Source organism: Streptomyces sp. NPDC052299 (assembly GCF_040679335.1).
Lineage (GTDB): Bacteria > Actinomycetota > Actinomycetes > Streptomycetales > Streptomycetaceae > Streptomyces.
The window spans coordinates 25,181-38,046 of record NZ_JBFAUP010000029.1 but is presented as its reverse complement, the minus strand read 5'-3'; the positions used below and the strand labels follow the sequence as shown (position 1 = coordinate 38,046).

Sequence of the window (12,866 nt, the reverse complement as noted above, 5' to 3'; positions counted from 1 at the left end):
GGTTTTCGTTCGGTGGGATTGACCAGCCGGTAAGTTCCGCTGGACGAGACTCGATCGCGGCAGGAGACCGAAGTGACCGACCCCGCCCCCGAGGCGCCCCGACGGCTGTCCAAGGGCGAGCGCACCCGCGCCCGCATCCTGGACTCCGCGGCCGAGCTGTTCGCCCGCTCCGGCTACCTCGCGGTCTCGCTGCGCGACATCGCCGCCCACGCCGGACTCACCCACGCCGGAGTGCTGCACCACTTCCCCGGCAAGGAGGCCCTGCTCCTGGACGTGCTGAGCCGCCGGGACGAACTGGACGCGCGCCGCCTCTTCCCCGGCGTGCTCGGCCCGGGCGAACCGGAGCCTGAGCCCGCCGAGCGGCTGCGCCTGCTGCTCGACGTGGTCGAGCGCAACGCCCGTACGCCAGGCCTGGTCGCGCTGTACGCGAAGCTGTCGGCGGAGGCCTCCGATCCGGACCACCCCGCCCACCTCTACTTCGTCCGGCGCTACCAGGTCCTGCGCCGCGAGCTGACCGGCCTGCTGGCGGAGCTGTTCGCGGCGGCGGGCGCCCACGAGGACCCGGCCGCCGTGGCACAGCAGCTGCTGGCCCTGCTGGACGGGCTGCAGACGCAGTGGCTCCTCGATCCGGACGCGGTCGACATGGCGGAGCAGGTCCGCGCCTTCCTCCACCGCTACGGCGTGGCGGCGGAGGGGCGCGGCTGAGGCGTCAGTGACCGAGGGCGGCGAGGACGGCATCGGCCGTGCTCCTGTGTCCGGCGGCGTTCGGGTGGAAGCCGGCACCCTCGGCCGAGTCGGCCGGTTCGATCCAGCGCACTCCGGCGGCCTGGCAGGCGTCGTGCCCGACGGACGGGCCGTAGCTGTCGCCATGTGCGTGGTGTCGGCCCCGGCGCAGGTGACGTCGGTGAAGGACGCGGCGCCCACCGCAGCCGCCACGAGCGAGGGGTAGTTGTGGTCCGAGCGCCCGCAGACGGTGTCGGTCTGCTGCGGGATGCCGAGCCCGGAGCTGTACGAGTCGCCGAGCGCCACGTACCGGACGGGCTCGCCGGGCGCCGGGGCGGCCGGGGCTGCGACGCCGGGCGAGGCGGCGCCCGCGAGCAGGGCGACGGCCGCCGCCGCCGCGAGGGCCAGGCGCGGGGTGCGGGGACGGCCCGCCTCTCGGAGCGCGGGGGTGGTCGACCGACCGGAAACCGACATGACCGTTCCTCGATTCAGGGGAGAGCGGAGCCGACGGGACGGACGGCAGAAGCAGGGAGCTCATCGGAGCGGACCGCCCGAGCTCGAAAACCGTACGGTGATCGGTTTCTGGCCGTCAAGGGCCGCGTCCGAAATGAAATCCGGCCACACGGAGGGGCCCCGCACGCCGCGCGCGGGGACCCTTGACACCGAAAACCGATCACCATACGTTTTTGGGTCGCATGCCGTCTTGCCCCGATTCGCTCCGCCGGACGGCCTCGGCCCGCCCTCCTCGCCCCGGCACCCCGCCCCTCACGGAAGCCCGACAGGTATTCGTATGACTCAGCGATCCACCCCCCGCCCCTCCCCCGCCACCGCGCTGCCGCTCGCCGAGAAGGCCGCCCTGACCAGCGGCTCCGGGGACTTCGTGAGCGAGGGGTCCGAGGCGGCGGGGCTGCCCGTCGTCAAGATGTCCGACGGCCCGCACGGGCTGCGGCTGCCCCGGGAGAGCGGGGACGGCGGCCAGCTCGACCTGCACAGCGCGGCGCCCGCCACCTGCTTCCCGCCCGCCGTCGCCCTCGGCAGCAGCTGGAATCCGGAGCTGGCCGAGGAGGTCGCCGCCGCCATCGCGGCCGAGGCCGTGGCGCACGGCGTCCACGTGGTGCTCGGGCCGGGCATCAACATCAAGCGGTCACCGCTGTGCGGCCGGAACTTCGAGTACTTCTCCGAGGACCCGCTGGTCTCCTCGGAGCTGGGCGGCGCGATGGTGCGCGGACTCCAGAAGGCCGGGGTCGGGGCGTCGCTCAAGCACTACGCGGCCAACAACCAGGAGACCGACCGGATGCGGGTGAGCGCTGACATCGACGAGCGCCCGCTGCGCGAGATCTATCTGCGCGCCTTCGAACGCGTCGTCCGCCGCGACCGCCCCTGGTCCGTGATGGCCTCCTACAACGGCGTCAACGGGGTGCCCGTCGCGCAGCACACCCGCCTGCTCACCGAGATCCTGCGCGACGAGTGGGACTTCGACGGGATCGTCGTCTCCGACTGGGGTGCGGTACGCGACCGGGTCGCCGCCCTCCGCGCCGGTCTCGACCTCCAGATGCCGGGCCCCGGCGGGCACACGGACCGCGAGGTGGCCGCCGCCGTGGAGTCCGGCGCGCTGGACGAGGCGGTGCTCGACCGGACCGTCGAACGGCTCGCCCTCTTCGCCGACCGCGCGACCGGCGGGTCCGGAGCGCCCGGAACGTTCGACGCGGACGCCTCGCACCGCGTCGCCGGACGGGCCGCCGACCAGTGCGTGGTGCTCCTGAAGAACGAGGACGCGCTGCTGCCGCTGGACCCGGCGCGCGGCAGCCTCGCGGTCATCGGCGAGTTCGCCCGTACGCCCCGCTTCCAGGGCGCGGGCAGCTCGCAGGTGACCCCGACCCGGCTCGACGTCCCGCTGGACTGCCTGCGCGAGCTGGCGACGGGCGCGGAGGTGCGGTTCGCCGCCGGGTACGCGCTGCCGGGCGCGGAGGGCGGGCCGACGGACGCCGGCCTGGCCGACGAGGCGGTGCGGCTGGCGGAGGCGGCGGACACGGCGGTGCTGTTCCTCGGCCTGCCCGCGCAGGACGAGTCCGAGGGCTTCGACCGCGACCACCTGGACCTGCCCGCCGCCCAGACCGAGCTGCTGCGGCGCGTCCTGGACGTCAACCCGCGCACGGTCGTGGTGCTGTCCAACGGCGGCGTCGTCCGCACCGCGCCCTGGCAGGACCGGGTGCCCGCGCTCGTGGAGGGCTGGCTGCTCGGCCAGGCGGGCGGCGGCGCGCTCGCCCGCGTCCTGTTCGGCGCGGTCAACCCGTCCGGGAAGCTGACGGAGACCGTCCCGCTGCGCCTCGAGGACTCCCCGAGCCACCTCTCGTTCCCGGGCGAGGAGGGCAGGGCCCGGTACGGCGAGGGGATCTTCGTCGGATACCGGGGGTACGACGCGCAGCGCCGCGAGGTCGCCTTCCCGTTCGGCCACGGCCTGTCGTACACGACGTTCGGCTACGAGGACCTGGCCGTACGGGAGGACGGCGACGGCTTCCACGTCACACTGACCGTCACCAACACCGGCACGGTGGCCGGGCGCGAGGTCGTGCAGTTCTACGTGGCCGGGCCGGACGGTTCACGCGTCCTGCGGCCGGTGCGCGAACTGCGCGGCTTCACCTCGGTGTTCCTGGAACCGGGTGCGAGCGCCGAGGTGGCGGTGCGCGTGGCGCGGCACGATCTGGCGTACTTCAGCGAGCGGGAGGGCGGCTGGAAGGTCGAGGGCGGCCGCTACCGCTTCGAGGCCGGCGCCTCCTCGCGCGACATCCGCGCCCGCGCGGAGACCGAGGTGACGGGCGACCCCTCGGGCCTGCGGCTGACCGGCCGGAACACCCTCGCCGAGTGGTTCGAGCACCCGGTGGGCGGCCCGCTGCTGAAGGAGGCGTTCGCGAAGGCTCGTACGGGCGGGTCCGCGGGCGCACTGGCCGATCCCATGATGCTGCGGTTCCTCGCCGGGGTGCCGCTCGACGTGATCTGCGAGTTCCCGCAGAGCCCGCTGTCCCCCGAGAGCCTGCCCGCCCTCGCGGACGAGGTGGCGGCGCGCACGGAACAGCGGGCGGGCTGAGATGGTCACCGGCCGGGTGGCGCCCGGCTGGGAGCCCGTCCGCGACGCCTTCGTACGCGGCTGTGCCGACGACCCCGGCGCCGCGCAGCTGGCCGTCCACCACCACGGGCGCCCGGTGGTCGACCTGGCCTCCGGTCCGCCGGGCTTCGGGACGGACTCGGTCGGCGTGCTGATGTCCGTGACCAAGGGGCTCGTCGCGGTCTGCGCCCACCTGCTGAGCGAACGGGGCGCACTGGACCTCGACGCGCCCGTGGCCCGCTACTGGCCAAAGTTCGCTGCCGCCGGGAAGGGCGGGACGACGGTGGCCGACCTCCTCACGCACCGGGCGGGGCTGCCCGCGTTCTCGGCCGGTCCGGCGGGGTGCGGGCTGCCCGGGCTGCTCGACCGGGAGGCCCGGCTGGACGTCCTCGCGGCGATGCGGCCGGTGTGGGAGCCGGGCACGGCGTGCATGTACCACGCGCTGACCTACGGCCACCTGGTCGGCGAGGTGGTGCGCCGGGTGAGCGGCCGGAGCATCGGGGCGTTCTTCGCCGCCGAGGTGGCGGGGCCCCTGGGGCTCGACCTGTGGATCGGGCTGCCCGCGGCCGAGGAGCACCGGTTCGCCCCGCAGTTCTCCGTACGCCCCGACCCCTCGCCGGAGCAGGTCACCGGCTTCCTCGCCGGGCTGGGGCTCGCCCCGGACGCGCCGCTGTCCCGTGCGCTGCGGGCGTCGCAGGCGGAGCTGGCCGCGGCGGTCCAGGGGCTGACGACCCGGGAGGGCCGTGCGGCCGAGCTGCCCGGCGCGGGCGGCATCGGCAACGCCCGCTCGCTGTCCCGGATGTACGCGGCGCTCATCGGCCCGGTGGACGGGATGCGGCTGCTCTCCCCGGCGGCGCTGGAGCGGGCGGTCGCCCCGCGCGACGACGTGCCGCCGCCACCACCGCTCGACGGCGGGGACCCGGCCGGCCGCTCCCGCTTCGGGCTCGGCTTCGAGCTGCCCCGGAAGGGGCTGCCGATGCTGGGCGAGGGCTCGTTCGGGCACGCGGGGGCGGGCGGCCGGCTGGGCATGGCCGACCCCGGCAACGGTCTCGCCGTGGGGTACGTGTGCACGGCGATGGCCTGGGAACCCGCGGCCGGGCCCGATCCGCGCTGGGCAGACTGGACGGAAGCGGTGACCGCGACGGCGTCGGCGCTCTGAACCGTACGGGCGGAGAGGCACGAAGGGGCGGCGCGTGGGCGCCGCCCCTTCGTGTGCCGGGTCAGGCCCCTTCGGCCGCCGTGCGCGGGTCGAGGATCGCGAGCAGGTCCTCGATGGGCTGCTCCATGTCCGTCGACCGGTCGATCAGCCATTGCAGCTGGATGCCGTCGGCCACGGCGACCAGGAGCACGGCCAGCCGCTCCGGTGGGATCGCGGAGCTGATCCGCCCCTCCGCGACCCCCTCCCGGACGAAGTCCGCGACGCGTTCGCGCACCACCGGGTAACGCTCGGCGAAGTGGGCGTGGGCGGGGTGGGCCGGGTCGCTGGCGGCGGCCGCCATCGAGACGAACAGCTCGACCAGGCCGGGGGTCTTGGCGCCCTCCCGGATGATCTCGCGGTAGCCGTACGGATCGGCCCGCTCCACCTGCCGGGCCCGCGCGGTCTCGTCACGCATCCGCAGGACCTGGGTGAGCAGGTCCTCCTTGGAGTCGAAGTAGTGCATCAGACCGGGCAGGCTGAGGCTGCACTTCGCCGCCACCTTCCGCAGGGAGGTACCCCGGTACCCCTCGGCGGCGAAGATCTCCAGTGCCGCGTGCAGGATCTCGCTGCGCTTGGCCTCGCCCTTCTCGTACGGGCCCCGTTTCGCCATGCCGGTCACCCTAACGCGAGGAGGGTGCGGTCACCGACCCGAGCGGGGCTCCGGCGGGCAGCCGCCGTTCCCGGGACAGGGCGCCCAGCCAGCGCGCCGAGTCCTTGGGCGTGCGGGCGAAGGTGTCGCGGTCGACCGCGATCAGCCCGAACGTCGGCCGGTAGCTCCCCCACTCGTAGTTGTCGAGGGCGCTCCAGTGCAGATAGCCGCGTACGTCGACGCCCTCGGCCATCGCCTCGGCGAGGCTCACCAGGGCGCGGGCGGTGTAGGCGATGCGGCGCTCGTCGTCGTCGGTGGCGATGCCGTTCTCGGTGACCAGCAGCGGCACGTGCGGGCCGACGACCTCCGCCGTGTGCCGCACCGCTTCACCGAGCGCCTCGGGGTAGAACTCCCAGCCGGTGAGCGTCAGTTCGGCGCCGGCGGGCGGGGGCAGGGCGCCGCCGGGGCCGATGCGGTGGCGGGTGTACGCCTGGACGCCGATCCAGTCGTCCTCGCGGGCGGCCTCCAGGAAGACGTCCTCGCGGGGCCGCGCGTGGGCGGTCGCGGCGGACTCGCAGCCCGGCTCCGCCTGATAGACCTGGTTGGCGACGGTCCAGCCGACCCGGACGCCGGGCACGGTCTCCTTCAGCGCGGCGGTGGCGGCCCGGTGGGCGCGGATCAGGGCCCGGGTCACCTCGGGGTCCGGGGCGAAGGAGGCCGGGTCGACGGCGGCCGCACCGGCCTGGCGGGCCGCGTTCGCCCCGGGCGCGACGCTCTCCCAGCCGTGCTCGGCCGCGTGCCGCTTGAGGGCGTACATCAGGGCCATGATGTTGGGCTCGTTGATGGTGGCGACATGGCGGACGCCCTCGCGCAGGATGCCGGCGCAGGTGCGCGCGTAGGCCGCGAACAGTTCGTCCGCGCCGGGGGCCGTCCAGCCGCCGAGGTCGCTGAACCACCGGGGCGAGGTGAAGTGGTGGAGGGTCACGACCGGGGTCAGCCCGCGTTCCAGCGCGCCGCGCACCATGGCCCGGTAGTGCTCGACGGCGGCGCGTGAGATCCGGCCGCGCTCGGGCTCGACGCGCGCCCACTCGATGCTGAACCGGTAGGAGTCGAAGCCGAGTTCGCGCAGCAGGTCCATGTCCTCGGGCCACCGGTGGAAGCTGTCGGCCGCGTCCCCGCTGGGCTCCTGGACGAAGCTCTCGGGGTGGTTCTCCAGGGTCCACCAGTCGCTGGAGACGTTGTTGCCCTCGACTTGGTGGGCCGAGGTCGACGCCCCCATGAGGAAGCCTTCCGGCAGGGCGAAACCGGGTCCGGCCTCGTGCACCATCGGGTTCTCCTTTCGCCCGGAGGCGGGCCGTTCGCCCACTCCGCAAAAAGCGTTCATTGATCGGTTTTCGTGTTAGCGTACAGGTGGCAGCGGTACGGGAGAAGAGGCGGCCGGTCCGGTCCCGCCCCGGCACCGAATGCCCGGGGGGCCGGACCGGACGGAACCTGACGCCGCCGCTCCGGCCCCCGGCCCACCGGTCCCACCTCCAGGGAGAAGCCCGTGAACGCCGTCATTCCGCACGCCGACGCCCGACCCTCCCGGCCCGCCGGCGCACTGCCCGCGGCCACCGCCTGGCACGTACGGGCGGCCGACCCGGCGCTGGCGGAGGTGGCGGAGACCGTACGGGCGCTCCTCGCCCCGCACCTGCCGGACGCACCCGGCACGCCGCTTCGTGAACTGGTCCTCGGTCTGGACGAGTTGGCGTCGGCGCCGCCGCTCGGCGTCTCCCCCGACGGGGCCGCCCGGCCGGTGGACGAGGGCTACCGGCTCCGGGTGGACGCCGACGGCATCACCTGCCGCGGCCGCACTCCGGCCGGGGTGTTCCGGGGCGCGACCACGGCCCTCCAGCTCATCGCCACGGGCAGGCTGCCGTACCAGGAACTCACCGACGCCCCGCGCTACGCCTGGCGCGGGCTCATGGTCGACCCGGCCCGCAGCTTCCTCACGCCCGACGAGGTGCGCCGGATCATCGACCTCGCCGCGCTCTACAAGCTCAACGTCCTGCACCTCCACCTCACCGACAACGAGGGCTGGCGCATCGAACTCCCGGGCACCCCGGCGCTGACGCCCCCGGGCACGGATTTCTACACGGCGGCCGAGTACCGGGCCCTTCAGGAGTACGCGGCCCGGCGGTTCGTCACCGTCGTCCCCGAGATCGACCTGCCGGGCCACTGCGCGACGTTCCGGGCCGCCGTGCCCGGCCTCCCGCCGGCCCCCGCCCCGGCCGGGCTCGCGGACCGCTTCCCGTTCGTGCCCCCGCTCGACCTCACCGACGCGGCGACCCACGCCGCCGTCGCCCGCGTCCTCACCGAGGTCTGCGCGCTGACGACCGGCCCCCATGTGCACATCGGCGCCGACGAGGCGTTCGGCGCGACCCCGGAGAGCTTCGACGCCTCCGTACGCGAACTGCGCGCGCTCGTACGCGGCCTGGGCAAGCGTCCGGTGGCCTGGCAGGAGTCCTCACGGGCCGGGACCGGCCCCGAGGACATCGCGCAGTACTGGGTGGACGTGGAGATGATGGACCTGCCGGACACGGCGGAAGGGCTGGCCGCCCGGCCCGAACTCGTGGCCGCCGGGCGGAGCGTGGAGATCATCGCGGCGCTGAAGAAGTTCTTCGCCCCCACCGACGACGACCTCCGCCGCACCGTCGAGGGCGGTGGGCGCGTGCTGCTCTCCCCGCAGTCGCACCTCTATCTGGACCGCCCCTACGCGGCGGAGTTCGCCCCGGCCGAGCAGTCCGCCGAGGCCGCCCGGCTCGGCTTCGACGGCTACCGCCCGCTGGGCGTCCGGCACGCGGCGGCCTGGGACCCGGGCGCCCACCCGGTCCCGGACGCGAACGTCGCGGGCGTGGAGGCCACGGTGTTCGCCGAGAAGTTCAAGGGCTTCGAGGACGTCTCCCTGCTCCTGCTCCCCCGGCTCGCCTCGGTCGCGGAGGCCGCGTGGTGCGGGCGCGCCCCGGAATGGGCCGGATACCGCGAGCGTCTGGCGCACCACGGCCGCCTCTGGGCCGACCGGGGCCTGCCCTACTTCGCCTCCACCGAGGTGGACTGGCGCTGAGGGCGGCTCACACCTCCACCCCGAGCAGTTCCGCGAACGCCGTGCTTCCCTCCGGCGTCACCTTCACCGCCCGCCCCGAGCCGACGCGGCGGACCCACCCGCGGTCCAGGGACGCCGTGCACAGCGCCGCGCCCAGGGCGCCCGCGAGGTGCGAGCGGCGCTCGGTCCAGTCCAGGCAGGTGCGGACGAGGGGGCGTCGGGCCCCGGCGGGCTGCCGGAAGTCCAGGGTGTCGGACAGCCAGCCGCGGCCCGCCGGGGTGACGGCGATCCCGGAGCCGGTGTCGACCAGGCCGCGCGCGGCCATCGCGTCCGCCAGGGCGACGCCGAGCCGGCCCGCCAGATGGTCGTAGCAGGTGCGCGCCCGGGCCTCGGCGTCTTGGCGGACCGAGGCGCGCAGGGTGCGCGGGCGGGGCGTGCCGGGGGCGTACCCGGCAAGCGCCTCGGTCAGCGCGGCCGCTTCCGGGCCCGCGAGCCGGACGTAGCGGTGCCGCCCCTGCCGCTCCTCGGCCAGCAGCCCGCCTGCCACGAGGCGGGAGATCTGCTCGCTGGCGGTGGACGCAGTGACGCCCGCGTGCCGGGCCAGCTCACCGGACGTCCAGGCCCGCCCGTCGAGCAGTGCCTCGCAGAAGGCGGCGCGGGTGCGGTCGGCGAAGAGGGCGGCGGTCTCGGCGAGGGAGGACATGACTCCATGGTGGCGCAGGGACGGTTCGGCGGGGGCCGAAGTGTTCCGGTCCTACGGTCGGAGCCATGAGCCACGCGACGACCCATGAGTTCAGTCAGTACGCGGAGATCCGCACGGCGCTCGCCGACCCCGCGCTCGTCCCTCCGGTGCCCGGCCCGTTCGCCGGTCCGCCCGGCGCGAGCGTCGCCTGGTTGCGGGCCACGGTGGCGAGGTTCGCCTCCGGTGAGCCGCATCTGCGGCGCCGGGCGTGGGTGGAGGCGGAACTCGCCCGCCTGACCCCGGCCGATCTGCACCGGGCGGCCTCGGCGCCGGGCGGGGAGGGCGATCCGCGGAAGCGCGTGGTGAGCCGCCTCGCCGCCGCCCTGGACCTGCCGCAGCCGGAGCGGGTCGCCCGGGAGGTGGCGGTGCTCGCGGACGCGTACTTCGGCGAGGACGGCGGGACCGACGCCGACCGGGCCGTCGCCCGGCTCGTGGACCTGCTCTCGCCGGACCCGGCGGACGACACCGGGCTGGAGGCCGTCGCGCAGCGCATCGGGCTCCTGGCCCAGGCGTGCGCCGCGACCGCCGCGCTGACCGGGGCCGTCGGGGCGGCCGGGCCCGCGGTGCCGACGGCCCGGGTGCTGCGGGACGATCCGCCGGTGCGGGTCATGCGCCGGGTCGCCGCGCGGGCCACCCGGGTCGCCGGACGGGAGATCGCCGAGGGCGACGAGGTGGTCCTCGACCTGGTGGCCGCCCGCCAGGGCCACCCCGTAACGCTCGCCTTCGGCGCGCCGCCCCGGGTCTGCCCGGGCAAGGCCCACGCCCTCGCGCTGACCGAGGGGCTGCTCGGGCGGCCGATGACACCGTTCGCCCGCCTCCACCATCAGGGGAAGGCCCTGCTGCTGCCCAACGCCTGGGACTACGCGTCGGCCGCCGCGCTGGCCGCCGAGGGGTTCGCAGCGGTGGGAACCACCAGCCTCGGCGTGGCGGCGGGGCTCGGGCTGCCCGACGGGGCGGCGGCGACGAAGGAGGCGACCGTGGACCTGGCCCGGCGGCTCGGGCGGGGGCCGTTCCTGTTCAGCGTGGACGCGGAAGGGGGGTTCGGCGACGACCCGGCGGAGGTCGCCGTGTTCGCGCGGCGGCTGTACGAGGCGGGAGCGGCGGGGATCAATCTGGAGGACGGGCGGGCGGACGGCACCCTGACCCCGGTGGAGCTGCACGCCGCGAAGGTCGCCGCCGTCAAGGAGGCGGTGCCCGGGCTGTTCGTCAACGCCCGCACGGACACGTACTGGCTGGGGTGCGAACAGGAGCGGACCGCCGCCCGGCTCGCGGTCTACGAGCAGGCCGGTGCGGACGGGGTGTTCGTGCCCGGTCTTTCGGACCGGGCGGAGATCGCCGCGCTGGCCGACGCCCTCGTCACCCCGCTGAACGTGCTGTACAGCCCGGCCGGACCGGGCATCGCCGAGCTGAGCGCCCTGGGGGTGCGGCGGGTCAGCCTGGGCTCGCTGCTGTACCGGGAGGCGCTGGCCGGGGCCGTGTCCACGGCCGCCGCGATCCGGGACGGGGGCCCGGTGCGGAGCGGAGCACTCCCGTACGCCGATGTGCAGGCACTGGCGCCGGGCGACGGGTCAGGGGGTCGCGGCGGAGACGACGTAGACGACCGGTGACATCGGGTCGGTCATGTCGACGGTGATGTCCTGGGTGGGGCGCGGGTCCTTGTTCCTGTGGGTGGTGCCCGCCCAGGAGACGCCGTCGCCGAAGTACCAGCCGGCGATCTTCGTGTCGCGCTTGCTGATGGTGACCTTGCCTGGTTCCAGGGCGGCGCGGCCGGTGCCGATGTCGTTGAGGAAGGCGTCCAGGCCGTTGGACGTCGTGCGGAACTGCACGTACATCCGGCTGGCCTTCCAGTTGTTCGTCTCGTAGTACTGCACACCGGTCGCGTAACCGGGGATCGGGACCTCGAAGATGCGGCGCAGCATCCGGGACGGCCAGCCGGGGCGCAGCCCCTGCGCGGCGGCCTCGGCGGCCTTGTCCTGGCCGGAGCGGCGGCTCTGGCCCGCCGAGATCAGCAGGTATCCGGCGGGGATGCCGATGAGCAGCACGATGATCGTCGCCGTGATCAGGCGTCGGCGGATCAGGTGGCGGCGGGTCTCCGGGGCCCGTCCGTCGCCCTCGTCCGGGGACGGGGACTGGCGCGGCACGACGGGGTGCTCGGCTGCGGTCATGGGTGTGGGGCCCCTAGGAAGTGCGGGTGTTGCGGTTGCTGCGGAGGGTGCTCGCCGCCTGGTCGTAGATCTGCGCGTACCGCTCGTACCGCTCGACGCGGCGGCGGTTGGTGCGGCGGAAGCGCCGCGCGACCAGCCGGGCGAGGTCCGCCGCGCCGACCATACCGGCCTCCGGGCCGAGCTGCGCCTTCGCGATCCTGGCCTCGGGGCGGTATCCGCGCCCGGTGAGGTGGCGCTTGAAGGCGTCCCGGGCGGGTCCGATGAGCAGGTCGTCGGCGGCGCTGACCCCGCCGCCGATGACGAAGCAGGAGGGGTCGAGCGCGGCGGCCAGATTGGCGATGCCGACGCCGAGCCACTGGCCGATGTCCTGGAGGAGCTCGACGCACATCGCGTCGCCCTCGCGGGCCAGTTCGGTGATGAGCGGTCCGGTGATGTCCGGGACATTGCCCTTGACGCGCTCGATGATCCCGTGGGCCACCGGCGAGTCGGCGGCGGCCAGCTCGCGGGCCTCGCGGACCAGCGCGTTGCCGGAGCTGTACTGCTCCCAGCAGCCCCGGTTGCCGCACGGGCAGCGGTGGCCGCCGGGCACGACCTGCATGTGGCCGAACTCACCGGCGACGCCGTACTTGCCGCGCTTGACCTGGCCGTCCTCCAGGATCGCTCCGCCGATGCCGGTGCCGAGGGTGATCATGACGAGGTGGTCCTCGCCGCGCCCGGCGCCGAAGCGCCACTCGGCCCAGGCGGCGGTGTTGGCGTCGTTGTCCACCATGACGGGGACGACGAGCCGGGAGGCGAGGGCGTCGCGCAGGGGCTCGTCGCGCCAGGCCAGGTGCGGGGCGAAGAGGACCTTGGAGCGGTCCGCGTCGACCCAGCCCGCAGCGCCGATGCCCACCGCGTGCACGTCGTGCCGGTCGGAGAGGTCGAGGACCAGCTCCACGATGGTGTCCTCGACGACCTTCGGGCTCTTGGACTTGTCCGGCGTCTCGGTGCGCACCGTCTCCAGGATGGTGCCGTCGGCGTCCACGACTCCGGCCATGACCTTGGTGCCGCCGATGTCGATGCCGACGGTGGGAACCCGGGGCGCCGTGAGGTGCGAGCGCCTTTCCCGGGTGCCCACGGTCCGCAGGACGGTCGCGCGGGCGGAGCCGCGGTGTGCGAAGTCGCGGTACGTGCTCATCGTCCCTGAAAGGTGTGGGGTGACCGGGTCAGGTGTGATCCCGGTGGCGGACGGCGCCCGTCCGTCCCGATTCTGCCACCCCGGAGG

General features: G+C 74.9%; 10 protein-coding genes and 1 pseudogene. 5 read left to right on the top strand and 6 right to left on the bottom strand.

Annotated features, from left to right (window positions below):
• The first annotated feature begins 72 nt into the window (after positions 1–72).
• A complete protein-coding gene (locus AB0L33_RS32710; RefSeq protein ID WP_365687188.1) occupies positions 73–705 on the top strand; it encodes a TetR/AcrR family transcriptional regulator in 633 nt (210 codons plus the stop codon).
• Positions 706–709: 4 nt separating this feature from the next.
• On the opposite strand, the pseudogene AB0L33_RS32705 reads toward AB0L33_RS32710, so the two are convergent.
• Positions 710–1,197: pseudogene (locus tag AB0L33_RS32705) on the bottom strand (hypothetical protein).
• Between the two features lie 316 nt (positions 1,198–1,513).
• Here AB0L33_RS32705 and AB0L33_RS32700 point away from each other — a divergent pair.
• Both AB0L33_RS32700 and AB0L33_RS32695 read left to right on the top strand, forming a co-directional pair.
• Positions 1,514–3,808 (top strand): glycoside hydrolase family 3 C-terminal domain-containing protein, encoded by a 2,295-nt coding sequence (locus AB0L33_RS32700; protein WP_365687186.1) that lies wholly within the window; start codon positions 1,514–1,516, stop codon positions 3,806–3,808.
• 1 nt (position 3,809) lies between these two features.
• Entirely contained in the window at positions 3,810–4,985 is a 1,176-nt protein-coding gene (locus AB0L33_RS32695) for a serine hydrolase domain-containing protein (protein WP_365687184.1), read from the top strand.
• Between the two features lie 61 nt (positions 4,986–5,046).
• Here the strand turns inward: AB0L33_RS32695 and AB0L33_RS32690 are convergent, their stop codons facing one another.
• Both AB0L33_RS32690 and AB0L33_RS32685 read right to left on the bottom strand, forming a co-directional pair.
• Complete coding sequence (locus tag AB0L33_RS32690) at positions 5,047–5,634, bottom strand: TetR/AcrR family transcriptional regulator (protein WP_365687182.1); 588 nt, start codon at positions 5,632–5,634, stop codon at positions 5,047–5,049.
• Between the two features lie 10 nt (positions 5,635–5,644).
• Positions 5,645–6,940, bottom strand: coding sequence for a family 1 glycosylhydrolase (locus AB0L33_RS32685; RefSeq protein ID WP_365687179.1), 1,296 nt, complete (start codon positions 6,938–6,940; stop codon positions 5,645–5,647).
• A 219-nt stretch (positions 6,941–7,159) separates the two neighbouring features.
• Here AB0L33_RS32685 and AB0L33_RS32680 point away from each other — a divergent pair, with 219 nt between their 5' ends.
• Complete coding sequence (locus AB0L33_RS32680; protein ID WP_365687177.1) at positions 7,160–8,716, top strand: family 20 glycosylhydrolase; 1,557 nt, start codon at positions 7,160–7,162, stop codon at positions 8,714–8,716.
• A gap of 7 nt (positions 8,717–8,723) precedes the next feature.
• On the opposite strand, the gene AB0L33_RS32675 is transcribed toward AB0L33_RS32680, so the two are convergent.
• A complete protein-coding gene (locus tag AB0L33_RS32675; RefSeq protein ID WP_365687176.1) occupies positions 8,724–9,398 on the bottom strand; it encodes a winged helix-turn-helix domain-containing protein in 675 nt (224 codons plus the stop codon).
• A 65-nt stretch (positions 9,399–9,463) separates the two neighbouring features.
• Between AB0L33_RS32675 and AB0L33_RS32670 the strand changes: the two genes are divergently transcribed.
• Positions 9,464–11,044 carry an isocitrate lyase/phosphoenolpyruvate mutase family protein gene (locus AB0L33_RS32670; RefSeq protein WP_365687175.1) on the top strand — a complete coding sequence of 527 codons (1,581 nt, stop codon included), beginning with the start codon at positions 9,464–9,466 and terminating at the stop codon, positions 11,042–11,044.
• On the opposite strand, the gene AB0L33_RS32665 is transcribed toward AB0L33_RS32670, so the two are convergent.
• Entirely contained in the window at positions 11,006–11,602 is a 597-nt protein-coding gene (locus AB0L33_RS32665) for a hypothetical protein (RefSeq protein WP_365687173.1), read from the bottom strand. The genes AB0L33_RS32670 and AB0L33_RS32665 overlap by 39 nt on opposite strands.
• Positions 11,603–11,615: 13 nt before the next feature.
• Positions 11,616–12,779, bottom strand: a complete 1,164-nt coding sequence (locus AB0L33_RS32660; protein WP_365687172.1) for an ROK family glucokinase — start codon at positions 12,777–12,779, stop codon at positions 11,616–11,618.
• Between the last annotated feature and the right edge of the window lie 87 nt (positions 12,780–12,866).

What these genes read in the sequence shown, in the direction of transcription:
- AB0L33_RS32685 (WP_365687179.1), bottom strand. Translation starts at nt 6,940, where the DNA reads ATGGTGCACGAGGCCGGACCCGGTTTCGCCCTGCCGGAAGGCTTCCTC.
- AB0L33_RS32700 (WP_365687186.1), top strand. Translation starts at nt 1,514, where the DNA reads ATGACTCAGCGATCCACCCCCCGCCCCTCCCCCGCCACCGCGCTGCCG.
- AB0L33_RS32665 (WP_365687173.1), bottom strand. Translation starts at nt 11,602, where the DNA reads ATGACCGCAGCCGAGCACCCCGTCGTGCCGCGCCAGTCCCCGTCCCCG.
- AB0L33_RS32675 (WP_365687176.1), bottom strand. Translation starts at nt 9,398, where the DNA reads ATGTCCTCCCTCGCCGAGACCGCCGCCCTCTTCGCCGACCGCACCCGC.
- AB0L33_RS32660 (WP_365687172.1), bottom strand. Translation starts at nt 12,779, where the DNA reads ATGAGCACGTACCGCGACTTCGCACACCGCGGCTCCGCCCGCGCGACC.
- AB0L33_RS32670 (WP_365687175.1), top strand. Translation starts at nt 9,464, where the DNA reads ATGAGCCACGCGACGACCCATGAGTTCAGTCAGTACGCGGAGATCCGC.
- AB0L33_RS32695 (WP_365687184.1), top strand. Translation starts at nt 3,810, where the DNA reads ATGGTCACCGGCCGGGTGGCGCCCGGCTGGGAGCCCGTCCGCGACGCC.
- AB0L33_RS32690 (WP_365687182.1), bottom strand. Translation starts at nt 5,634, where the DNA reads ATGGCGAAACGGGGCCCGTACGAGAAGGGCGAGGCCAAGCGCAGCGAG.